Source organism: Stenotrophomonas sp. EMP41, assembly GCF_047495535.1.
GTDB classification, from domain to species: Bacteria; Pseudomonadota; Gammaproteobacteria; order Xanthomonadales; family Xanthomonadaceae; genus Stenotrophomonas; species Stenotrophomonas sepilia.
Window position 1 is genome coordinate 2,376,619 of sequence record NZ_CP179923.1, and the last position, 21,563, is coordinate 2,398,181.

The window sequence follows — 21,563 nt, forward strand, 5'->3', positions numbered from 1 at the left end:
GCGATAGATCACGTCGTCATCCTCGAAGAAACGGACTGCATTAGAGCAGCATGCGTCTCCGCAGGCCAACGGCAATGACGTCATCCGGATGACCATCATCCACGCATGGCGTGGACCTACCGCCGCGCCGCCATTGCGGCGGCGCGGCCAGGCGACTCAGCGCAGCCCGGTTTCGTTGCGGGCGATCACCAGGCGCTGGATCTCCGAAGTACCTTCGTAGATCTCGGTGATCTTGGCATCACGGAAGTAGCGCTCCAGCGGCATTTCCTTGGAATACCCCATGCCGCCATGGATCTGCACGGCCTGGTGGGTAATCCACATTGCCGCCTCGGAGGCGGTCAGCTTGGCAATGGCAGCCTCATTGCTGAAGCGCTTGCCCTGGCCCTTCACCCACGCCGCGCGCAGGGTCAGCAGCAGCGCTGCGTCCAGCTTGCACTTCATGTCGGCAATCTTGGCCTGGGTCATCTGGAAGGTACCGATGGCCGCGCCGAATGCCTTGCGCTCCTTGACGTATTCGATCGTCGCTTCATAGGCGGCACGGGCGATGCCGATGGCCTGCGAAGCGATACCGATGCGACCGGCATCGAGCACGCTCATGGCGATCTTGAAGCCCTCGCCTTCCTGGCCCAGCACGTCTTCGGCCTGCGCCACGTAATCGTTGAACTCGATCTCGCAGGTGGCCGAGGCGCGGATGCCCAGCTTGGGCTCGGTCTTGCCACGACCGAAACCGGCCTTGTCGGTATCGATGATGAAGGCGGTGATGCCGCGCGCGCCCTTGTCCGGCTCGCTCATCGCGAACAGCACGATGTACTTGGCCACCGGACCGGAGGTGATCCAGCTCTTCTTGCCATTGATGACGAAGGTGCCGTCGGCCTGCTTCACCGCGCGGCAGCGCATGGCGGTGGCATCGGAACCGGACTGCGGCTCGGTCAGCGCGAACGCGCCGATGGACGTACCTTCGGCGATGGCACGTACGTAGGTCTGCTTCTGATGCTCGGTACCGTGGGTCAGGATGCCGTTGCAGAACAGCGAATTGTTGACCGACATGATGGTCGAATGGGCTGCGTCGGCGGCGGCGACCTCCACCATCGCCAGCACGTACGCAACCGGGTCCATGCCCGCACCGCCGTATTCGGTCGGCACTTCAATGCCCATCAGGCCGTTCTCGCCCAGCAGGCGGATGTTGTCCAGCGGGAACTCGCCGGTGCGGTCATGGTGCTCCGCACTGGGGGCGATCTTTTCCTGCGCGATGCGCCGCGCAACGTCCTGCAGCATCAACTGCTCTTCGGTAAAGCTGAAATCCACAACACCCTCCCGGGTACATGAAGTTATGGGCCGCATACGGCGCGCCCAGGTGCTGCGATTGTACCGGGGCCCGGCAGTTTCCGTACGCTGGCGACTTGACCGCGACAGGCCCCTTCAGCGAATATATCTCTATATCGCGATAGGTAGATGTTTATGGATCTGGAAGACTGGTCGACCCGCCTGAAGGTGTTCGCCGATGCCACTCGCGTGCGCCTGCTGGCGCTGCTGGAGCAGGAGGAACTGACCGTGGCCGAACTGTCGGCGATCACCCGGCTGGCGCAGCCGCGCGTGTCCACCCACCTGGCACGCCTGAAGGAAGCCGGGCTGGTCCGCGACCGCCGCGCCGGCGTGTCGGCCTATTACCGCTTCGACGAGGCCCAGCTGGACCCGGCGCAGCGTGCATTGTGGCATGCCTTGAGCAACGGAAGCGATGACCCGCTGCTGCGCCAGGACGCTGAACGCGTGGCCGCCGTGCTGGCCCACCGCGCCTCCGACCAGAACTGGGCCGACAGCGTGGCCGGCGACATGGAACGCCACTACTCTCCGGGCCGTACCTGGGAGGCGCTGGCACGCACCGCGCTGCCGCTGCTTGAGACCGGCGACGTGCTGGATATCGCCTCTGGTGATGGCGTGCTGGCCGAACTGGTTGCCCCGCATTCCAAGCGCTACATCTGCATCGATACCAGCGCGCGCGTGGTCGCCGCCGCCAGCGAGCGCCTGCGGCGGCTGCCCAATGTGGAAGTGCGCGAGGGCGACATGCATGCCCTGCCGTTCAAGGATGCCAGCTTCGACCTGGTGGTGCTGATGCATGCGCTGACCTACGCCAGCAAACCGGCGCAGGCGGTGACCGAAGCTGCACGCGTACTGCGCCCGGGCGGCCGCCTGCTGCTGTGCAGCCTGGCCCGCCACGAACACAAGGCCGCGGTGGAAGCCTACGGCCACGTCAACCTCGGCTTCAGCGACAAGGAGCTGCGCAGGTTCGTCGACAAGGCCGGCCTGCAGGTGTCCAGCCTGGAGACGGTCACGCGCGAGAAGCGTCCGCCGCACTTCGAAGTGATTTCGCTGATCGCCAACAAGCCCTGAGCCAGAGACCGCCATGCCCGCCCTGCCCTGGTTGCATCCTGATCGTGCCAACGCCCTGCTGGATGCCCTGCGCGAGCGGATCCTGATCATCGATGGTGCGATGGGCACGATGATCCAGCGCCACGGGCTGCAGGAGCAGGACTATCGCGGCGAGCGCTTCGCCGGTGGTTACGACCATGCCCATGGACCCGGCTGCGACCACGCCGCGCCCGAGGGTCACGACCTGAAGGGCAACAACGATCTGCTGCTGCTGACCCGCCCGCAGATCGTTGCCGACATCCATACTGCCTATCTGCTGGCCGGCGCCGACCTGGTGGAAACCAACACGTTCAACGCCACCTCGGTGAGCCAGGCCGATTACCACCTGGAACACCTGGTGTATGAGCTGAACAAGGCCGGCGCAGCCGTCGCGCGCGCCTGCTGCGATGCGGTCGAGGCCACCACGCCGGACAAACCGCGCTTCGTCATCGGTGTGATCGGGCCCACCAGCCGTACCGCCTCGATCAGCCCGGACGTGAACGATCCCGGCTTCCGCAACACCAGCTTCGATGAACTGCGCGATACCTATCGCGAGGCGATCGAAGGCCTGATCGACGGCGGCGCCGATACCCTCATGGTCGAGACCATCTTCGACACGCTCAACGCCAAGGCCGCGCTGTATGCGCTGGAGGAAGCGTTCGATGCGCGCGGCGCGCGGCTGCCGGTGATGATCTCCGGCACCATCACCGACGCTTCCGGTCGCACCCTGTCCGGGCAGACCGCCGAGGCCTTCCATGCATCGCTCGCCCACGCCCGACCGTTGTCGATCGGATTGAACTGCGCGCTGGGCGCCGATGCGATGCGCCCACATGTGGAAACCCTCTCGCAGGTCGCCGACTGTCATGTCAGCGCCCACCCCAACGCCGGCCTGCCCAACGCGTTCGGCGAGTACGACGAAACCCCTGAAGAGATGGCCACCACCCTGCGCGGCTTCGCCGAGGATGGCCTGTTGAACCTGGTCGGCGGCTGCTGTGGCTCCACCCCCGAGCATATCCGTGCGATTGCCAATGCCGTGGCCGGACTGCCGCCGCGCGCACTGCCCGGCACCCGGGAGCAGGCCGCATGAACGTTGCCGCCACCGTCCCGCACTTCCCGCCCTACTGCTGTTGAGCCGACGCCTGCCATGACGCCTGTCCGCCCTACCCGCCTGTCCGGCCTGGAACCGCTGGTCATCACCCCGGACCTGCTGTTCATCAATGTCGGCGAACGCACCAACGTCACCGGCAGCGCGCAGTTCCGCAAGCTGATCAAGGAGGGCCGCTACGAGGAGGCGGTGGACGTGGCCCGCCAGCAGGTGGCCAGCGGCGCGCAGATCCTCGACGTCAACATGGACGAGGGCCTGATCGATTCGGAAGCGGCGATGACGCGCTACCTCAACCTGATCATGTCCGAGCCGGACATCGCGCGCATCCCGGTGATGGTCGACTCCTCCAAGTGGAGCGTGATCGAGGCCGGCCTGAAATGCCTGCAGGGCAAGAGCGTGGTCAACTCGATCTCGCTGAAGGAAGGCGAAGCGCTGTTCCGCGAGCACGCGCGCAAGGTGCTGCGCTATGGCGCCGCGGCAGTGGTGATGGCGTTCGACGAGGCCGGGCAGGCCGACACCTGTGCGCGCAAGGTCGATATCTGCACCCGCGCCTACCGCATCCTGGTCGACGAGATCGGCTTCCCGCCGCAGGACATCATCTTCGACCCGAACATCTTCGCCGTCGCTACGGGCATCGAAGAGCACGACAACTACGCGGTGGACTTCATCGAAGCCACCCGCATCATCAAGCAGACCCTGCCGTACTGCCATGTCTCCGGTGGCGTCTCCAACGTCTCGTTCTCGTTCCGCGGCAACGAAACGGTGCGCCAGGCCATCCACTCGGTGTTCCTCTACCACGCCATCGCCGCCGGCATGGACATGGGCATCGTCAACGCCGGCGCGATGCCGATCTACGACGAACTGGAGCCTGACCTGCGCGAGCGCGTCGAGGACGTGATCCTCAACCGCCGAAGCGATGCGACCGAGCGCCTGCTGGAGATCGCCGAGCGCTACAAGGGCAAGAAGGGCGCGGCGAAGACCGAAGACCTGGCCTGGCGCGAAAAGCCGGTGGCCCAACGCCTGGCGCACGCCCTGGTACACGGCCTGGATGCCTTCGTCGAGGAAGACACCGAACTGGCCCGGCAGGCCTCCAGTCGCCCGCTGGACGTGATCGAAGGACCGCTCATGGACGGCATGAACATCGTCGGCGACCTGTTCGGCGCCGGCAAGATGTTCCTGCCACAGGTGGTGAAATCCGCGCGCGTGATGAAGAAGGCGGTGGCCTACCTGCTGCCCTACATCGAGGCCGAGAAGGCGCGCAGCGGTGACACCGCCAAGAGCAACGGCAAGATCATCATGGCCACGGTGAAGGGCGATGTGCATGACATCGGCAAGAACATCGTCGGCGTGGTCCTGGCCTGCAACAACTTCGACGTGGTCGACCTCGGCGTGATGGTGCCGGCGCAGAAGATCCTCGATGCCGCCCGCGAGCACAACGCCGACCTGATCGGCCTGTCCGGGCTGATCACCCCGTCCCTGGAGGAGATGAGCCACGTCGCCCGCGAGATGGAGCGCCAGGGCTTCGACCTGCCGCTGCTGATCGGCGGCGCGACTACTTCGCGTGCGCATACCGCGCTGAAGATCGACCCGCACTACAAGGCGCCGACGGTGTGGGTGAAGGATGCATCGCGCGCGGTGGGCGTGGCGCAGTCGCTGATCTCGCGTGATCTGCGCGAGGCCTTCGTTGCCGCCAACGAAGCCGACTATGCCGAAATCCGCGCACGCCACCGCAACCGGGGCGACGCCAAGCGGCTGGTCACGCTGGAACATGCGCGCGGGCAGAAATTCCAGGGCGGCTGGGACAACTACACTCCACCGGCACCGAATCAGCCCGGCCTGCACGTATTCGACGACTATCCCCTGGCCGAACTGGTCGACTACATCGACTGGACGCCGTTCTTCCAGGCCTGGGAGCTGGCCGGCAAGTTCCCGGCCATCCTCACCGACGAGATCGTCGGCACCCAGGCCAGCGAGCTGTACAAGGATGCCCGTGCGATGCTCGAGCGCATCGTCGGCGAGAAGTGGCTGACGGCCAAGGCCGTGTTCGGCCTGTGGCCGGCCAACAGCATCGGCGACGATGTCCGCGTGCAGCACCCGCAGGGCGAAACCACCCTGCACTTCCTGCGCCAGCAGGTGGACAAGCCGGCCGAGCGCCCGGATTTCTGCCTGGCCGATTTCATTGCACCGGCCGACAGCGGAACGCAGGACTGGATCGGTGCGTTCGCGGTCACCGCTGGCATCGGCATCGATGCCCACGTCGCGCGCTTCGAGGCCGAGCATGACGACTACAACGCGATCCTGCTGAAGGCACTGGCCGACCGCTTCGCCGAGGCGCTGGCCGAGCGCCTGCACCAGCGCGTGCGTACCGAATTCTGGGGCTACGGCCGCGCCGAGACGCTGGACAACGAAGCCCTGATCGACGAGCAGTACCGCGGCATCCGTCCGGCACCGGGCTACCCCGCCTGCCCCGAGCACAGCGAGAAGCGCCGCCTGTTCGACCTGCTGCAGGCTGAGAAGAACGCTGGCATGGAACTGACCGAGAGCTTCGCGATGCTGCCCACGGCCGCTGTCTCGGGCTACTACTTCAGCCATCCGCAGAGCCAGTACTTCGTTGTCGGGCGGCTCAGCCGCGAACAGGTCACCGACTATGCCCGGCGCAAGGGCGTGGACCGCGCCCAGGCCGAACGCTGGCTGGCCTCCAATCTCGACTACGACCCCGAATGAGGCGGTAGCGCCGGGCCATGCCCGGCGTCATCTCCCGTCCGCCGGGCATGGCCCGGCGCTACCGTGCATTATTCCCGCGATGACCGTTCCCGTTGCCCGCCTCTCAAGTTTCTACCTGTTCTACTACGCGGCGCTCGGCGCGTTCACGCCGTACTGGAGCCTGTTCCTGACCGCGCGCGGCATGAGCGTGACCGCGATCAGCGTGATGATGGGCCTGTGGTACGCCACCCGCGTGATCGCACCCAGTACCTGGACCTCGCTGGCGGCCGCCTCACCGCGACCGATCCGCCTGCTGCGCGTCGGCTGCGTGCTGACCCTGCTCAGCTTCGCTGCCTTCCTGCTGCCACTGCCGCAGCCGTGGATGTACCCGGCGATGATCGTGTTCTGCTTCTTCTACAACGCGGTGATGCCGCAGTTCGAGTCGATCACCCTCACCCACCTGGGCAACGACAGCCATCGTTACGGATTGATCCGGGTCTGGGGCTCGCTCGGCTTCATCGCCGTGGTCACCCTGTTCGGCTGGCTGATCGAAGGCGATGACGCCGGCAACCACGCCGGATTGTTGCCGTGGATGATGCTGCCTCTGTTCGTGCTGCTGGTTGCCTCGGCCTTCAGCAACCACTACGCGCGCGACATCGGCAAGACGGCGGGTGACGCCAGCGGCTTCTGGCAGATCGTGCGCCGACCGCCGGTGCTGGCCTTCTTCCTGGCCGCCTTCATGGAACAGCTGTCGTTCGGCCCGTACTACACGTTCTTTTCGGTCTACATGGACCATCACGGTTACCGCACCTCCACCCTCGGCCTGCTGTGGACCATCGGCGTGGTCTTCGAAGTGGGCGTGTTCTTCACCATCGGCCGCTTCTTCCGCCGCTACGACGCCAGCTGGATGCTGCTGATCGCGCTGGTCAGTTCCTGCCTGCGCTGGGCCGTGACTGCGCTGTTCCCGGAGAACCTGCCGGTGATGCTGCTGGCTCAGACCGCGCACGCGCTGGGCTTTGCGGCGTTCTTCGCTGCAGCGATGCAGATGCTGGCGACCTATTTCCCCGGTCGTCTCAACGGCCACGGCCAAGGACTGCTGTACGGCTTTTCGTCCGGTGTCGGCGGTGTGCTGGGCGCGCTCATTGCCGGCCAACTGTGGAAGATCGACGACGGCCGCACCGCGTTCCTGGCCGGCAGCGGCTTCGCCCTGATGGGCGCCCTGCTCTGTTTCTTCGCGCTGAGCCTGCCGCTGATACGCGCGCGCCGCTATTCCGTCCGTCCCAAATGAAGAACGCCGGGCAATGCCCGGCGTCGTGATCGTCCATAAGGTCGGTCTACCAGACCAGGTCGTCCGGCACCTGGTACTGCGGGTCCGCGTACGGATCTTCCTCGGCCGGCGCATTCGGATCGACCTTCAGCGCCACCGAAGCAGCGAACACTGCCTCGGACTGCGCCAGCACGTCGGCGGTCACCAGCAGGTAGCGGCCATTGAGCTGGACCACCCCAAGCTCGCCGGCATTGAGCGCGGTCAGCTGTTCGGCGGTCACATAGATGCGCTTGATCTTGCCGCCATACGGGAAGTGGCGGGCGATATCGGCCGCTTCCGAGTTCAGGCTCTTGTCCTTCAGCAGTTCTTCCAGCTTGGCCTTGGCCTCGCGGCGCACACGCGCCTCTTCCTGCTTCAGGCGCTCGGTCTCGATGCGCTCTTCCTTTTCCTTCTGCGCGCGGATGGCGTAGGCCTTGGCCAGGTCCATCTCTTCGGCGCTGCGCGGCTTGCGCGGGCCCTGCTGGCCCGGGCCACGTGACTGGCCGGGCTTGCCCGGGCCGCCATGGCCATGCCCACGACGCTCGCCGGGCTTGTGCTCGCCCTTGCCAGCGCCCTGCGGCTTTCCATTGCTGTTGCCACCCTTGCCCTGCGGGCGACCGTCACGGCGGGGGCCATCATTCTTGCGCTCGGGCTTGGGCGCAGGCTTGAAGCCCAGGCCCATCAGCTGGTCGCGGAGGGTATCGCTCATAGGATTCGGATCAGTAGTGCGGCGGCGGCGGTTCGCTCGCCGGATCGGAAGAATTCAGCGCGTTGCGGACCTTGCCCAGATCTTCCAGCAGCACGCGCAGCACGTCGGCGTTGCGCATGCCCTGCATGCGGGCATCGGCCAGCGCATCGCTCAGTTCGGCCAGCGCCTGTTCCTGGAAGGACACGCGCATTTCCAGTTCGACCAGGCGCGCTTCCAGCGCCTGTTCGCGTTCGGTTGGCAGCAGATCAGACATGCAGCGAGCGCCCCCGGCCAATGCCGTAGTACGCCAGGCCCGCCGCTTCCACATCCGCCGGCTCGTACAGGTTGCGGCCGTCGAACACCACCGCGTCCTTCAACTGCTCGCGCAGCATCTGGAAATCGGGGCTGCGGAACTGCTTCCACTCGGTCACCACGACCAGTGCATCGGCCCCCTGCAGCGCCTCGTCGGCACTGCTGCAGAACACCAGGTCATCGCGTTCGCCGAAGATGCGCTGCGACTCGTGCATCGCTTCCGGATCGTAGGCACGTACCATCGCGCCGCCTTCCCACAGCTGCGCCAGCAGGCGACGGCTGGAGGCTTCGCGCATGTCATCGGTGTTCGGCTTGAACGCCAGGCCCCACACGGCAAAGGTCTTGCCACGCACACCTTCGTCTTCACCCTTGTCGTAATGACGCTGGATGAGGGTGAACAGATGGCCCTTCTGCGCATCGTTGACCGCTTCCACGGCGTTCAGCAGCTTCGGCTCCAGCCCGGCCTGCTGCGCGGTGCGGGCCAGTGCCTGCACATCCTTGGGGAAACACGAGCCGCCATAACCGGCGCCCGGGTAGATGAAATGCCAGCCGATGCGCGGATCCGAGCCGATGCCCTGCCGGACCTGCTCTACGTCGGCACCGACACGCTCGGCGATGTTGGCGATCTCGTTCATGAACGAGATCTTGGTCGCCAGCATCGCGTTGGCGGCGTACTTGGTCAACTCGGCCGAACGCACGTCCATTTCCACCACGCGGTCGTGGTTGCGGTTGAACGGCGCGTACAGGCGCCGCATCACCGCCACCGACTCGGCGCTGGTCGCGCCGATGATGATGCGATCCGGGCGCATGCAGTCGGCGACAGCGTCGCCTTCCTTCAGGAATTCAGGGTTGGACACCACATCGAAGGCGATGTCCGCGCCACGTGCCGCCAACTCTGCGGCAATGGCGGCACGCACCTTGTCGGCGGTGCCCACCGGCACCGTCGACTTGTTGACCACCACGGTCGGCACGCTCATGTGCCGGCCGATGGTGCGGGCCACAGCCAGCACGTACTGCAGATCGGCACTGCCATCCTCGTCCGGCGGCGTGCCGACGGCGATGAACACGACCTGGCCGTGGCCGATCGCGGCCGCGGCATCGGTGGTGAACACCAGCCGCGACGCGGCGTGGTTGGCCTTCACCATCGGCTCCAGGCCCGGCTCATAGATCGGGATGATGCCCTGGTTGAGGCCATCGACCTTGGCCTGGTCGATATCGACGCAGACCACCTGGTGGCCGACGTCGGCCAGGCAGGTACCGGTCACCAGCCCTACATAACCGGTACCGAAAATCGCAACGCGCATGTCCGTGCAGGCTCCGTGGTCGCTTACGGCAGGACGCCCAGCAGCTCGACGTCGAAGGTCAGAGTCGCATTCGGGCCGATCGGGCCACCCGGGGTGCCGTTCTCACCGTAAGCCAGCTCACCCGGGATCCAGAAGCGATACTTCGACCCGACCGGCATCAGCGCGACGCCTTCGGTCCAGCCCTTGATCACCTGGTCCAGGCCGAACTCGGCCGGCTGGCGGCCATAGGAGCTGTCAAACACGGTGCCGTTGAGCAGCTTGCCTTCGTAGTTCACGCGCACCTTGCTGCTCGGCAGCGGGCGCTCGCCGCTACCCGGGCGGATGATCTGGTACTGCAGGCCAGACGGGGTGGTCACCACGCCCGGCTGGGTCTTGTTCTTGGCCAGGAACGCGTTGCCTTCCTCGCGGTTGGTCTGCGCAGCGGCGGCGGCCTTGGCCTGCATCTCGGCCTGCTTGCTGCCCATGAAGGCCTGGATGGTGGCGGTCGCGTCAGCTTCCGTCATCTTCGGCTGGCCCTTGCTCAGGCCGGTGCTGATCGCGTCAAACAGCGAGGCGACATCGATGTCGTCCTTCAGCTGTGCCAGCGACGGGCCGACCGAGTACGAACCGATCATCTGCGACACTTTGACGCGATCGACCTTCGGCGGCTGCGAACCCGGCGCCATGCCCGGCACCTGCTGGCCACTGCGGGCCATCACGACCTGGCGCAACGCGGCATCGGTGGCCTTGGCCTGTTCCTGGGTGATCTGCGGCTGCAGGCCTTCGAACGAACGCTCCACGGCGGTGCGCAGTGCGGCCACATCGATCTCATCGGCGATCGGGGTGAACGACTTGGCGACATCGAGGCCGATGGCGTAGCCGAGCTTCTGCTTGGGGGAATTCAAGGTTGCGGTCTCCTTGGCGGCTGCGGGGGCAGCCGGTTGTTGCGACAGAGCGACACCCGAAGTGCCCATCGCCAGAATCAGAACCGACGCCGCGGCGCCGCGCATTCCCATCTTCATTCGCTGCATTCCTGGAAGTGTCTGGGCGCCGACGTCGGCGCGAAAAGAAACATTGTCGCACGCATGCCGTCGATGTCGAGGCATCCGTGCCGGATATCAATGCGTGGCGGCTGCATATCAATGCGTGGCGGCTGCGGCCAGCGCCTTGTCGATGGCGGCGGTCAGCTGCGGATCGTCCGGCGTCACCTTGCTGGCGAACTGGGCGATGACCTTGCCATCGCGGCCGACCAGGTACTTGTGGAAGTTCCAGCCCGGCGCCACGCCGGTGGCCGCGGTCAGCCTCTGGTACAGCGGCGTGGCCTGTGCACCGACGACATGCACCTTCTCGAACATCGGGAACCTGACGCCGTAGGTGAGCGTGCAGAAATCCTGGATCTGCTTCTCGTCACCGGGCTCCTGGCCCTTGAAATCGTTGGACGGGAAACCGAGCACGGCAAAGCCGCGGCCGGCATAACGCTTCTGCAGCGCCTCCAGGCCTTCGTACTGAGGGGTATAGCCGCACTTGCTTGCGGTATTGACCACCAGCAGTACCTGCCCGTGGTAGCGCTGCTGCAGGTTGACCTGCTGCTTGCTGGCCAGTGGGCGGTACTCCAGGTCCAGCAGATCGGCCGCCAGCACATGGCCGGAACCGGCCAGGCCGGCCACCAGCAGGGTCAGCAGGGACAGGCCGCGCAGGCGGCGCGGGATAACGGTCGGCAGGGGCATCGAGAGCGGTCCGCGGTAGCCATTCACAGGGCCGGCCGGTAGCGGCCGGGAATCGGCCGAACTATAGCACCGCCCCTCGCCCCCCCTTGTTGCGGCAAGCGCCAGCGGCTTTGCGCGGCGTGGCGTCTTCCCGCTGGTCCCACCAGCGACGGGGCAGTGATGACATAGCATGGACAACACTGAATGGCAGGCGGAATTGGGTCAGCCCGCGCATCAATCTTATTTCCCTTGCCAATCAATTGGATAAGTGGATATTTCAGCATTTTGACCACCCCTGCCATCAGTTGGGGACGGCAGGGGGTTGCACCCAGGCGTGCCGGTGTTATAGTTGCATACAACACCAGTCACCTGAGACAGGGGGAAGCCATGAACGCCCGCATCCGTCGCAACCTCACCGCACCCGCGGCCGCTGCCGTTTCGACCCTGATCGTGCTGGCCTGGCTGGCCACCCCCAGCGCCCCCGCCTCTCCCGACGGTGCGCAGGATGCGACCGCTGCACCGGCCGGGAACGCCGATTCCTCCCCCCCTCCCCCGCGTCGGCTGCACAGCTCCCTGTCCATGCCGTATTTCTCGTTCGCCCAGCCGCTGACCCCACGGAGCTGAATATGAGCGACATCCAGTGGAGCGACGGCGCTCCCATCTACCGTCAATTGAAGGAGCGCGTGATCGCCATGATGCTCGACGGAATCCTGAAGCCGGGCGATGCCCTGCCTTCGGTGCGCCAGGTGGCCGCCGACTATCAACTCAACCCCATCACCGTTTCGCGCGCCTACCAGGAACTGGCCGATGAAGGCCTGGTCGAGAAGCGCCGCGGCCTGGGCATGTTCATGACCGAGCAGGCGGCCACGCAGCTGCGCAGCAGCGAGCGCGAGCGCTTCCTCAACGAAGAATGGCCCGCGGTGCTGGAGCGCATCCAGCGCCTGGGCCTGAGCCTTGACGAATTGCTGCCCCAGGGGAACGTCTGATGAACAGCACTGCAAGCGAACCAGTCATCACCGCGCGAGGCCTGCGCAAGGCCTACAAGACCACGGTAGCCCTCGACAACGCCAGCTTCAGCATTCCCAGCGGGCGCATCGTCGGCCTGATCGGCCCCAACGGCGCCGGCAAGACCACCGCACTGAAGGCCATCCTCGGCCTCACCTCGGTGGAAGGCGACCTGAGCGTGCTCGGCCGGGATCCGCGACTGCATCGCGACGAGCTGATGAATGACATCTGCTTCATCGCCGACGTCGCCGTGCTGCCGCGCTGGCTGAAGGTGCGCGAGGCGATCGACTTCGTCGCCGGCGTCCACCCGCGCTTCGACCGCGCCCGCTGCGAGCGCTTCCTGGCCAATACCAAGCTGCAACCGAAGCAGCGCGTGCGCGAACTGTCCAAGGGCATGATCGTGCAGCTGCACCTGGCGCTGGTGATGGCCATCGACGCCCGCATCCTGGTGCTGGACGAGCCCACTCTCGGCCTGGACATCCTCTATCGCAAGGAGTTCTACCAGCGCCTGCTGGAGGACTATTTCGACGAACAGAAGACCATCATCGTCACCACCCATCAGGTGGAAGAGATCGAGCACATCCTCAGCGACGTCATGTTCATCCGTGATGGCCGCATCGTGCTCGACGCGGACATGGACGACGTCGGCCAGCGCTACACCGAGCTGCTGGTCAATGCCGACCAGCTGGAGACCGCGCGTGCGCTGAAGCCGATCGACGAGCGCAGCCTGGCGTTCGGCAAGACCGTGATGCTGTTCGACGGCGTGCCGCGTACCCAGCTCTCCACCCTTGGCGAGACCCGCAGCCCGGGCCTGGCCGATCTGTTCGTCGCCATCATGAAGGGGACCTACGCATGAATGCCGTCAACCACCCCGTCAGCCCGATGGGCACCCTGCGCTGGCTGCTCAAGCGCGAGTACTGGGAGAACCGTGGCGGTTTCCTGTATGCACCGCTGATCGCCGGCCTGATCTCGCTGGTGATGAGCACCGTCGGCATCGCCTTCGGCCTGTTCGCCCTGCACCGGGCCGCGCGTGATGGTGGCCTGCACATCGACGGCGAAGACGTGAACATCAACGGCCTGGACCTGGCCCTGCTGACCCGCGACATCAGTGCCAAGGACCTGGCTGACCTCGGCAACGGCCTCGACCTGACCCTGGTGCTCAGCTCGGCCTGGCCGTTCCTGGTACTGGCCTTCGTGGTGTTTTTCTACTGTCTGGGTGCCCTGTACGACGACCGCCGCGACCGCAGCATCCTGTTCTGGAAGTCACTGCCGCTGTCGGATACCCAGACCGTGCTGTCCAAGGTGATCAGCGCACTGGTCGTGGCCCCACTGATCGCGGTGATTGCCGGCATCATCACCATGTTCGGCTTCATGCTGGTGATCAGCATCGTAGCGCTGATGCACGGCGGCAGCCCGATGACCCTGATCTGGGGCCCGGCCAGCCCGCTGACCCTGGCCGCCGGCCACCTTGCCTGGATCCCGGTCTACGCCCTTTGGGCCCTGCCCACCGCCGGCTGGCTGCTGCTGTGCTCGGCCTGGGCCCGCAGCAAGCCGTTCCTGTGGGCGGTGATGCTGCCGCTGTTCGCCGGCGTCATCGTCAGCACCACCAAGGTGATGCCGCTGATCGGCCTGACCACGGGCTGGTTCTGGCAGAACATCGTTGGCCGGCTGCTGCTGGGCGGCGTACCGGGCACGGACCTGGTGTATCGCCTCAGCGCCGAGGAAGGCACGCGTCGCGACCTCGAATCGGTGGTCAGCCTGATGTCGCCGGCCTCGCAGCTGAAGTCACTGGCGATGCCGGAACTGTGGATCGGTGCTGCCGTCGGCGCCGTGTTCATCGTCCTTGCCATCCGCCTGCGCAAGCGCGCCGGCGAGATCTGATTCCATCCACCCGGAGGCACCACCCATGCGTTCCCTGCTCGCCTGTTCTGCGTTGTTGCTGTTGCCGCTGTCGGCGCTGGCCGCCGATGCTCCGAACTGCAAGTTCACCGCTGCCCGCGCGCTGAAGCTGGACGTGGCCGGTGCCAAAGCGGTGGTATTCGAGGTCAACCAGCATGACCTGAAGGTGGTCGCCAGCGCCGGCGGCGGCCAGTTGGACGGCCGCGCCTGCGCGTCCAGCCAGGAATGGCTGGAGCAGCTGGTACTGGACCAGCGCAAGGTGGGCGACAAGCTGGTGGTGAGCCTGCGCCGCGACGGCCGCCAGAGCGGCATCAGCCTGGGCAACAGCTACGCCTGGCTGGACATCCGTGGCAGTGTGCCGGACAACCTGCCGCTGCAGTTCAAGGTCGGCTCCGGCGATGCCAGCGTGGACAATGCACAATCGCTGAGCGTGGACGTCGGATCTGGTGATGCCATCGTGCGTGGTACCCGCGGCAGCATCCACGCAGCGGTGGGTTCGGGCGACCTGGACATTGATGGCGGCAGTTCGCTGAACCTGCTTTCGCTGGGTTCCGGCGACGTCAAGGTGCGCAACATCGGTGGCGATGCGGTCACCGGCACTGTCGGTTCGGGTGACCTGAAGATCAGCGATGTCCGCGGCAACGCACGACTGGACACGGTCGGTTCCGGCGACATCGGGTTCAAGCGCGTGCAGGGCAACGTCGAGGTCGGTGTGGTCGGCTCGGGCGATGTTGATCTGTCCGACATCGGCGGCAATGTGCATGTACGCAGCCACGGCTCGGGGGACATCCAGGTCGATGGCGTGCGCGGCAGCCTGACCGTCGACCACAGCGGCAGCGGCGATGTCGGCCACCGCAACGTCAGCGGCACCGTCACCCTGCCCCGTAAGAAGTAACCACTACCTGACCGATCGAGGGAACTGCCATGAATCTGCTGCGCGTGCTGCCTGCCACCCTGCTGTGCCTGCCGCTGATCGCCTGCGGCGGCACGTCCTCCACGCCTGATACCACCGTCGGCAAAAGCGTGGCCGACGCGACCAGCGGGGTCGGCCAGACGGTCAAGGAGGCCATGGACGATGCCCGCAAGGACATCACCCAGGGCAACATCAAGATCTCGGCCGACAAGCAGCCGCGTGCCGAGATCACCCCGGATGGCCGCCTGCTGATCGCCGGCAAGGAAGTGGCCGCCAACGAAACCCAGCGCCGCCAACTGCAGGAGTACCGCGGCCACGTGGTCGCCATTGCAATGGACGGCATGGATGTCGGCCTGGCCGGTGCCAAGCTCGGCGCCAGTGCTGCCGGAGAGGCCCTGAAGGGCATCTTCAGCGGCGACAGCGAGGGCATCGAGAAGCGGATCAATGCCGAGGCGGAGAAGATCGAAGCCCAGGCCAAGCGCATCTGCAACCGCATGCCGGCGATGCTGGCCAGCCAGCAGGCGCTGGCCGCATCGCTGCCCGCCTTCAAGCCCTACGCCACGATGGACCAGAGTGACGTCGACGACTGCGGCAAGGACACCGTGGTCCAGCGCTAGGCCTGTGACAGATCAGCGCACCCGGCCGGCAGCGGCGCCCCGCTGCCGGCCGTCACGTGCCGACCGGCTTACAATGTCGGCCCCGGACGCCCCCCGAACCGAATGCCATGAAGAAGTTGTTCCTGCTGCTGGCCGCCCTGCTCTGCCTGGGCCTGGTCGGCTGTGACAAGGATTACCGCAACCACCGCGCCGAGCGCGGCAAGCCCAAGATTTCCGTCAGCGAAGGCATGGTGACCGTGCGTCGCCCGCCGGCACCGAACATCATCATCCTCGGCGATGGCACGATGAAGGTGGACGAGATCCAGATCCCGCTGGACGAAGGGCAGAAGCAGATGCTGCAGACGATGTTCGGCAGGCTGCAGGTGCTGCGCCAGAACACCCTGGTCGCCGCCCCGGCCGATCCCAACATGCAACCGGTGAAGATCCAGCCGCCGGAGGGCATGGAAGTGATCCCGGCGGACCTGGTCCAGCGCATCCCCGAGTTCAAGGATTACACCGACACGTTCGGCAACATCGTCGCCGACCGTCGCTGAAGCAGAAACGCCGCCCCTGGGCGGCGTTTCCTCTTGTAGAGCCGACCCCATGCTCGGCTCAGGTCCAGGAAGCAGCCGAGCACGGGCTCGGCCCTACGACCGGCGCATCAACCGCCGCCGCCACCGCCCCCAGCGTGGATGCCACCGGCAGTCAGTGCGGTCGGATCCAGCAGGCGCCGCAATTCGGCCTCCTCCAGCCCGCTGTCTTCCAGCGCCACGTCCAGCACCGGGCGCTGTTCCTTGTAGGCACGCTTGGCAATGGCCGCGGCCTTCTCGTAGCCGATGATCGGATTCAATGCCGTGACCAGGATCGGATTGCGCGCCAGCGCTTCGGCCACACGGTCCTCGCGCACCTTCAGCCCGGCGATCGCGCTGTCGGCCAGCAGCCGCGACACATTGGCCAGCAGGCCAATGCCATCGAGCAGGTTCACCGCAATCAGCGGCAGGGTGACGTTGAGCTGGAAGTTGCCGGTCTGCCCGGCCACGGTGATTGCCGTGTGGTGGCCGATCACCTGCGCGCAGGCCATCACGGTCGCTTCCGGAATCACCGGGTTGACCTTGCCCGGCATGATCGAGCTGCCCGGCTGCAGTGCCGGCAGTTCGATCTCGCCCAGCCCGGCCAGCGGACCGGCGTTCATCCAGCGAAGATCATTGGCGATCTTGATCAGCGCCACGGCCAGTGCATTGAGCTGGCCGGACAGCTCCACCGCATCATCCTGCGCGGCCAGGCCTTCGAACTTGTTCTCGGCGCTGTCGAACTTGAAACCGGTCTGTTGCTTCAGTGCCTTGGCTACCTGCGCGCCAAAACGCGGGTCGGCGTTGATGCCGGTGCCGATGGCGGTGCCACCCAGCGGCAGGCGGCGCACGCGCTTGAGGCTGTCTTCGATGCGCTCCTGCGCCGAAGCCAGCTGTGCCGACCATGCGCCGAACTCCTGCTCGAAGGTCAGTGGCATCGCGTCCATCAGGTGGGTACGGCCGGTCTTGACCACCTTGCGCAGGCTGCGGCCCTTCTTGTCGAGGGTCTTGCGCAGGTGCACCAGCGCCGGCAGCAGCTGTTCGTGCGTGGCCAGCACCGCCGACACGCGCAATGCGGTCGGAATCACGTCGTTGGAGCTCTGCCCCTGGTTGACGTGGTCATTGGGATGCACGGTGGTCTTGCCCGCCTTGCCGGCACGGTTGGCCAGGGTGGCGATGACCTCATTGGCATTCATGTTCGACGACGTGCCCGAACCCGTCTGGTAGACATCGATCGGGAAGTGCGCGTCCCAGTTGCCGGCAGCCACTTCGGCGGCAGCGGTCTGGATGGCCTTGGCCACGGTCTTCGGCAGGTGTCCCAGCTCCGCGTTGACGCCGGCGGCCGCGCCCTTGACCAGGCCCAGCGCGCGGATGAAACCGCGCGGCATGCGCTGGCCCGACACCGGGAAGTTCTGCACGGCACGCTGGGTCTGGGCGCCCCACAGGGCGTCCGCAGGCACCTGCAGCTCGCCCATGCTGTCGTGTTCGATTCTGAAACCCTTGCTTGCAGCTTTGCTCATTGCATCAACTCCGCACTACTTCAGTTGGGGAAAGGGAAGCGGCGGCTGGCAGGGTGTCGCTTCCCGGGCTGGCGGCTGCGCCAACGATACTCCCTTGCCCGCAGCGTGGGATGACGAGGACGGGCCAGAACGTTCCGTCCGCACGGCCGTTGTGCGCGCGCAAGGTAGTGCCGGCCGCCGGCCGGCAAGCCATGGCGGAGTGGGCCGGGCGTGGTTGCCGGCCAGCGGGCGGCACTAGCTGACCGGCACGTCGTAGAATATCGGCCCCGCCGCTCGTCCCAGCCCTGCCGACATGTCCGATTCCGCCCTGCTCGCCCTGTCCCCGCTCGATGGCCGCTACGCCGGCAAGGTCGACGCGCTGCGCCCGATCTTCTCCGAATACGGCCTGATCAAGGCCCGCATCACGGTCGAGGTGGAATGGCTGCTGGCGCTGGCCGCCGAACCGGGCATCGTCGAACTGGCGCCGTTCTCCGACGCCGCCGTCGCCCGCCTGCGCGACCTGGCCGCCCGCTTCAGCCCGGCCCAGGCCGCGCGCGTGAAGGAGATCGAGCGCACCACCAACCATGACGTCAAGGCGGTGGAGTACTTCATCAAGGAACAGCTGAAGGACGACGCCGAACTGGCCCCGGCACTGGAATTCGTGCATTTCGCCTGCACCAGCGAAGACATCAACAACCTCAGCTACGGCCTGATGCTGGAACAGGCCCGCCGTGAAGTGCTGCTGCCGACCCTGGACGGCATCGCCAGCACCCTGCGCAGCCTGGCCCACGCCCAGGCCGGCCAGCCGATGCTGTCGCGCACCCACGGCCAGACCGCCTCGCCGACCACTCTGGGCAAGGAACTGGCCAACGTGGTCGCTCGCCTGGAACGCCAGCGCCGGCAGATCGCCGCGGTCGAACTGACCGGCAAGATCAACGGTGCCGTCGGCAACTACAACGCCCACGTGGCCAGCTACCCGGACGTGGACTGGCCGGCCTTCGCCGAGCGCTTCGTGACCGGCCTGGGCCTGGTGTTCAACCCGTACACCACGCAGATCGAGCCGCACGACAACGTGGCCGAGATCGGCGATGCCGCACGCCGCGCCAACATCATCCTGATCGATCTGGCCCGCGACATCTGGGGCTACATCTCGCTGGGCTACTTCAAGCAGCGCCTGAAGGAAGGTGAAGTCGGCTCGTCGACGATGCCGCACAAGGTCAACCCGATCGACTTCGAGAATGCGGAAGGCAATTTCGGCATCGCCAACGCCTTGTTCGAGCACTTCAGCGCCAAGCTGCCGATCAGCCGCTGGCAGCGTGACCTGACCGATTCCACCGTGCTGCGTGCGCTGGGTACCGCGTTCGGCCACAGCCAGGTGGCGCTGGATTCGCTGGCCAAGGGCCTGGGCAAGCTGGAGGTGAACCCGCAGCGCCTGGATGCGGATCTGGACGCGGCCTGGGAAGTGCTGGCCGAGGCCGTGCAGACGGTGATGCGCCGCCATGGCCTGCCGAACCCGTACGAGCAGCTGAAGGCGCTGACCCGTGGTCAGGGCATCACGGCCGAGTCGATGCGTGCGTTCGTGCAGGAGCTGGAGCTGCCGGCGGATGCGAAGCAGCGCCTGCTGGAGATGACCCCGGGCAGCTACACCGGTCTGGCCGAGTCGCTGGCGAAGAAGATTTAAGGGGTTTCCTTTGCGGCGGCGGCCGCGGGCGCTGCCTGCGGCAGGCTACGGCAACGGCAACAGCAACAGCAACAGCAACGGCAACGGCAACAGCAACGTCAAGAGCGGCTCTGGATTGCTGCTAGCTGGGTGGGGCGGGAGGGGCCAGCGGGACACGCCGTGAACCCATCCATGGGGGCTCGATGGCGCCATCCATGGCGCCAACGGTCCCGCTGGCCCCTCCCGCCCCACCTCTGACAGATTCCCGGTGACGGATCGAAGAGCGTGGGGTTGTCGGGACGGAATTTGAAAGAGGGACGCGGCTTCGCCGCGTCCCTCTTTGTTTGAGGGTCTTTTGTAGAGCCGAGCCCGTGCTCGGCTGCTCTTGGGCGTGGGCAACAGCAAGCCGAGCGTGGCTCGGCCCTACACAAGCAAGCGCAGCGCGCGAACCGCTGTTGCCTTTGATCTTCTTCTTCATTCCGTGGCGGGCCGCGCAGAGAACTGACAGGGGCCGGGCGGGTGGGCTGCGCGGGGGGTGTCTGATCTGGCCCCCCGTCAGCGGACGCCAAGAAGCGATACTTTGATCGCACTTGGAGGCCCCTTATGTCCCGTATCACCCGTCGTAGCTACACCGATGAGTTCAAGCACCAAGCCGTGGAGCTGGCCGAGTCGCTCGGGCCGGCCGCAGCGGCCCGTCAGCTGGAGATGTCGGTCAAGACGCTGGCAAATTGGCTTGACGCGGTCCGTGCTGGCCGGTCGTTGACCTCTGAGGCTCGCAGGCCAGCCACCGACCTGGAAAGCGAGATCAGCCGCCTTCGGGCCGAGAACGCCAATCTGAAGATGGAGCGGGAAATCCTAAAAAAAGCGGCGGCGTTCTTTGCCAGAGAGTCCAAGTGAGGTACGCCTTCGTCGCCAGTCAAAGGACTCACTACCCGACCAGGTTGTTGTGTCGGGTTCTTGGGGTTTCTGTCTCTGGATTCCATGACTACCTGCGCCGGCAGTGTGCCCAAACGTGCGATGTCGATTCGGCCCTCCGTACCGAGCTTCGGGCCATTCATGTGACCAGCAAGCGCAGTTATGGGCGACGTCGGCTGGTCAGGGCTTTACGAGCCAGGAATCATCCAGTCGGCCACAAGCGCGTGGCACGGTTAATGGCCGAGGAGCGAATCCAGGGCAAGACCAAAGGCCGATTCCGACCCCAATCCTCTGGCGGCTCATCTCAGCTCGCTCCCAACCTGCTGGATCGGCAATTTGCCCCCGGAACCGGACCGACGGCGTGGGTCGGGGATATCACGTATGTCCCCACCCGCCAGGGATGGCTGCATCTGGCCGTGGTCATCAGCGTCCAGACCCGGCAGGTGCTGGGCTACAGCGTTTCCAAGCGTCTGACTGAAGAGCTGGTGGTGAAAGCATTTGCCAATGCTTGGGCTCTGCATCCACAACGACCCGGCCTGATCTTCCATTCAGATCGTGGTGGGCAGTACTGGGGAAACGAGTTTCGCCAGCTGCTGCAGTCCCATGGCGTGGTCCAAAGCATGAGCCGGCCTGGCAATTGCTGGGACAACGCAGTGGCCGAGAGCTTCTTTGCGACGTTCAAGACAGAAGAGGCTGCCGAGCCTTACGCCAGTAGGGAACAAGCCAGCCAGTCCATCGCTGCTTACATCCACGGCTTCTATAATCCAGCCCGGCTACACTCGGCGCTGGGCTACCACTCGCCTAACAACTATGCCCGGCAGCTCCGGGCTGCCGCCTGAAACGGCTTCATGGCGTCCGTTTTCAGGGGGCCAGATCAGTCCGTCGCATGGATGCGGCGGCCAAGCTTACAGGGACGTACTTGCAGCGTCCCCCGCGCAGCCCACCCGCCCGGCCAAACCCGGCTTTTGCCTTCAGCGACCAACCCAAACCCCGCCACG

General features: G+C 65.9%; 21 protein-coding genes. 14 read left to right on the forward strand and 7 right to left on the reverse strand.

Annotated elements, in window-relative coordinates; genetic code table 11:
* Positions 1-156: 156 nt before the first annotated feature.
* The gene (locus ACMGRF_RS10935; RefSeq protein WP_049412995.1) at positions 157-1,305 is read right to left on the reverse strand and encodes an acyl-CoA dehydrogenase family protein; all 1,149 of its coding nucleotides are present in this window, start codon (positions 1,303-1,305) and stop codon (positions 157-159) included.
* A 153-nt stretch (positions 1,306-1,458) separates the two neighbouring features.
* Between ACMGRF_RS10935 and ACMGRF_RS10940 the strand changes: the two genes are divergently transcribed.
* The 4 genes from ACMGRF_RS10940 (at position 1,459) to ACMGRF_RS10955 (ending at position 7,502) form a co-directional block, all read left to right on the forward strand.
* A complete protein-coding gene (locus ACMGRF_RS10940; protein ID WP_049412993.1) occupies positions 1,459-2,388 on the forward strand; it encodes an ArsR/SmtB family transcription factor in 930 nt (309 codons plus the stop codon).
* A gap of 13 nt (positions 2,389-2,401) precedes the next feature.
* Positions 2,402-3,493 carry a homocysteine S-methyltransferase family protein gene (locus ACMGRF_RS10945; RefSeq protein ID WP_049412991.1) on the forward strand — a complete coding sequence of 364 codons (1,092 nt, stop codon included), beginning with the start codon at positions 2,402-2,404 and terminating at the stop codon, positions 3,491-3,493.
* Between the two features lie 57 nt (positions 3,494-3,550).
* A complete protein-coding gene (gene metH / locus ACMGRF_RS10950) occupies positions 3,551-6,235 on the forward strand; it encodes a methionine synthase (protein WP_414485219.1) in 2,685 nt (894 codons plus the stop codon).
* Positions 6,236-6,314: 79 nt separating this feature from the next.
* On the forward strand, positions 6,315-7,502 hold the full coding sequence (locus ACMGRF_RS10955) for an MFS transporter (protein ID WP_049412987.1): 1,188 nt from the start codon (positions 6,315-6,317) through the stop codon (positions 7,500-7,502).
* Positions 7,503-7,548: 46 nt separating this feature from the next.
* Here ACMGRF_RS10955 and ACMGRF_RS10960 read toward each other — a convergent pair whose 3' ends face one another.
* The 5 genes from ACMGRF_RS10960 to ACMGRF_RS10980 all read right to left on the reverse strand — a co-directional run bounded on the left by ACMGRF_RS10960 (position 7,549) and on the right by ACMGRF_RS10980 (position 11,530).
* A complete protein-coding gene (locus tag ACMGRF_RS10960) occupies positions 7,549-8,229 on the reverse strand; it encodes a DUF2058 domain-containing protein (RefSeq protein WP_111190710.1) in 681 nt (226 codons plus the stop codon).
* A gap of 10 nt (positions 8,230-8,239) precedes the next feature.
* On the reverse strand, positions 8,240-8,482 hold the full coding sequence (locus ACMGRF_RS10965) for a SlyX family protein (protein WP_005410256.1): 243 nt from the start codon (positions 8,480-8,482) through the stop codon (positions 8,240-8,242).
* On the reverse strand, positions 8,475-9,824 hold the full coding sequence (locus ACMGRF_RS10970; RefSeq protein WP_049439082.1) for a UDP-glucose dehydrogenase family protein: 1,350 nt from the start codon (positions 9,822-9,824) through the stop codon (positions 8,475-8,477). Before ACMGRF_RS10970 ends, ACMGRF_RS10965 begins: the two co-directional genes overlap by 8 nt.
* Before the next feature lie 23 nt (positions 9,825-9,847).
* Positions 9,848-10,825 (reverse strand): FKBP-type peptidyl-prolyl cis-trans isomerase N-terminal domain-containing protein, encoded by a 978-nt coding sequence (locus ACMGRF_RS10975; RefSeq protein ID WP_014037761.1) that lies wholly within the window; start codon positions 10,823-10,825, stop codon positions 9,848-9,850.
* 117 nt (positions 10,826-10,942) lie between these two features.
* A complete protein-coding gene (locus tag ACMGRF_RS10980) occupies positions 10,943-11,530 on the reverse strand; it encodes a glutathione peroxidase (RefSeq protein WP_005417477.1) in 588 nt (195 codons plus the stop codon).
* 366 nt (positions 11,531-11,896) lie between these two features.
* Between ACMGRF_RS10980 and ACMGRF_RS10985 the strand changes: the two genes are divergently transcribed.
* The 7 genes from ACMGRF_RS10985 to ACMGRF_RS11015 all read left to right on the forward strand — a co-directional run bounded on the left by ACMGRF_RS10985 (position 11,897) and on the right by ACMGRF_RS11015 (position 16,476).
* Complete coding sequence (locus ACMGRF_RS10985) at positions 11,897-12,133, forward strand: hypothetical protein (RefSeq protein WP_049412978.1); 237 nt, start codon at positions 11,897-11,899, stop codon at positions 12,131-12,133.
* A 2-nt stretch (positions 12,134-12,135) separates the two neighbouring features.
* Complete coding sequence (locus tag ACMGRF_RS10990) at positions 12,136-12,495, forward strand: GntR family transcriptional regulator (protein WP_005417481.1); 360 nt, start codon at positions 12,136-12,138, stop codon at positions 12,493-12,495.
* Positions 12,495-13,370, forward strand: a complete 876-nt coding sequence (locus ACMGRF_RS10995; protein WP_049412976.1) for an ABC transporter ATP-binding protein — start codon at positions 12,495-12,497, stop codon at positions 13,368-13,370. Before ACMGRF_RS10990 ends, ACMGRF_RS10995 begins: the two co-directional genes overlap by 1 nt.
* Entirely contained in the window at positions 13,367-14,395 is a 1,029-nt protein-coding gene (locus ACMGRF_RS11000) for an ABC-2 transporter permease (RefSeq protein WP_049412974.1), read from the forward strand. Before ACMGRF_RS10995 ends, ACMGRF_RS11000 begins: the two co-directional genes overlap by 4 nt.
* A gap of 25 nt (positions 14,396-14,420) precedes the next feature.
* Positions 14,421-15,308: a DUF4097 family beta strand repeat-containing protein gene (locus ACMGRF_RS11005; protein ID WP_049412972.1), complete on the forward strand. Its 888-nt coding sequence runs from the start codon at positions 14,421-14,423 to the stop codon at positions 15,306-15,308.
* Positions 15,309-15,337: 29 nt separating this feature from the next.
* Positions 15,338-15,943, forward strand: coding sequence for a hypothetical protein (locus tag ACMGRF_RS11010; RefSeq protein ID WP_099486661.1), 606 nt, complete (start codon positions 15,338-15,340; stop codon positions 15,941-15,943).
* 107 nt (positions 15,944-16,050) lie between these two features.
* Positions 16,051-16,476, forward strand: a complete 426-nt coding sequence (locus ACMGRF_RS11015) for a hypothetical protein (protein WP_032953534.1) — start codon at positions 16,051-16,053, stop codon at positions 16,474-16,476.
* Between the two features lie 107 nt (positions 16,477-16,583).
* Here the strand turns inward: ACMGRF_RS11015 and ACMGRF_RS11020 are convergent, their stop codons facing one another.
* A complete protein-coding gene (locus ACMGRF_RS11020) occupies positions 16,584-18,011 on the reverse strand; it encodes a class II fumarate hydratase (protein WP_099486663.1) in 1,428 nt (475 codons plus the stop codon).
* Between the two features lie 292 nt (positions 18,012-18,303).
* On the opposite strand from ACMGRF_RS11020, the gene purB reads away from it, so the two are divergent.
* From purB to ACMGRF_RS11035, 3 genes are all read left to right on the forward strand, one after another.
* On the forward strand, positions 18,304-19,671 hold the full coding sequence (gene purB, locus ACMGRF_RS11025) for an adenylosuccinate lyase (RefSeq protein ID WP_049412964.1): 1,368 nt from the start codon (positions 18,304-18,306) through the stop codon (positions 19,669-19,671).
* Positions 19,672-20,253: 582 nt separating this feature from the next.
* A complete protein-coding gene (locus ACMGRF_RS11030; RefSeq protein WP_006388655.1) occupies positions 20,254-20,547 on the forward strand; it encodes a transposase in 294 nt (97 codons plus the stop codon).
* Positions 20,544-21,404 carry an IS3 family transposase gene (locus ACMGRF_RS11035; RefSeq protein WP_099485319.1) on the forward strand — a complete coding sequence of 287 codons (861 nt, stop codon included), beginning with the start codon at positions 20,544-20,546 and terminating at the stop codon, positions 21,402-21,404. The genes ACMGRF_RS11030 and ACMGRF_RS11035 overlap by 4 nt, the downstream gene beginning before the upstream one ends.
* The last annotated feature ends 159 nt before the right edge of the window (positions 21,405-21,563 follow it).

Excerpts from the sequence above, each read along its gene's own strand:
- ACMGRF_RS10940 (WP_049412993.1), top strand. The coding sequence starts at position 1,459 with ATGGATCTGGAAGACTGGTCGACCCGCCTGAAGGTGTTCGCCGATGCC.
- ACMGRF_RS10945 (WP_049412991.1), top strand. The coding sequence starts at position 2,402 with ATGCCCGCCCTGCCCTGGTTGCATCCTGATCGTGCCAACGCCCTGCTG.
- metH (WP_414485219.1), top strand. The coding sequence starts at position 3,551 with ATGACGCCTGTCCGCCCTACCCGCCTGTCCGGCCTGGAACCGCTGGTC.
- ACMGRF_RS10955 (WP_049412987.1), top strand. The coding sequence starts at position 6,315 with ATGACCGTTCCCGTTGCCCGCCTCTCAAGTTTCTACCTGTTCTACTAC.
- ACMGRF_RS10960 (WP_111190710.1), bottom strand. The coding sequence starts at position 8,229 with ATGAGCGATACCCTCCGCGACCAGCTGATGGGCCTGGGCTTCAAGCCT.
- ACMGRF_RS10965 (WP_005410256.1), bottom strand. The coding sequence starts at position 8,482 with ATGTCTGATCTGCTGCCAACCGAACGCGAACAGGCGCTGGAAGCGCGC.
- ACMGRF_RS10970 (WP_049439082.1), bottom strand. The coding sequence starts at position 9,824 with ATGCGCGTTGCGATTTTCGGTACCGGTTATGTAGGGCTGGTGACCGGT.
- ACMGRF_RS10975 (WP_014037761.1), bottom strand. The coding sequence starts at position 10,825 with ATGAAGATGGGAATGCGCGGCGCCGCGGCGTCGGTTCTGATTCTGGCG.
- ACMGRF_RS10980 (WP_005417477.1), bottom strand. The coding sequence starts at position 11,530 with ATGCCCCTGCCGACCGTTATCCCGCGCCGCCTGCGCGGCCTGTCCCTG.
- ACMGRF_RS10985 (WP_049412978.1), top strand. The coding sequence starts at position 11,897 with ATGAACGCCCGCATCCGTCGCAACCTCACCGCACCCGCGGCCGCTGCC.
- ACMGRF_RS10990 (WP_005417481.1), top strand. The coding sequence starts at position 12,136 with ATGAGCGACATCCAGTGGAGCGACGGCGCTCCCATCTACCGTCAATTG.
- ACMGRF_RS10995 (WP_049412976.1), top strand. The coding sequence starts at position 12,495 with ATGAACAGCACTGCAAGCGAACCAGTCATCACCGCGCGAGGCCTGCGC.
- ACMGRF_RS11000 (WP_049412974.1), top strand. The coding sequence starts at position 13,367 with ATGAATGCCGTCAACCACCCCGTCAGCCCGATGGGCACCCTGCGCTGG.
- ACMGRF_RS11005 (WP_049412972.1), top strand. The coding sequence starts at position 14,421 with ATGCGTTCCCTGCTCGCCTGTTCTGCGTTGTTGCTGTTGCCGCTGTCG.
- ACMGRF_RS11010 (WP_099486661.1), top strand. The coding sequence starts at position 15,338 with ATGAATCTGCTGCGCGTGCTGCCTGCCACCCTGCTGTGCCTGCCGCTG.
- ACMGRF_RS11015 (WP_032953534.1), top strand. The coding sequence starts at position 16,051 with ATGAAGAAGTTGTTCCTGCTGCTGGCCGCCCTGCTCTGCCTGGGCCTG.
- ACMGRF_RS11020 (WP_099486663.1), bottom strand. The coding sequence starts at position 18,011 with ATGAGCAAAGCTGCAAGCAAGGGTTTCAGAATCGAACACGACAGCATG.
- purB (WP_049412964.1), top strand. The coding sequence starts at position 18,304 with ATGTCCGATTCCGCCCTGCTCGCCCTGTCCCCGCTCGATGGCCGCTAC.
- ACMGRF_RS11030 (WP_006388655.1), top strand. The coding sequence starts at position 20,254 with ATGTCCCGTATCACCCGTCGTAGCTACACCGATGAGTTCAAGCACCAA.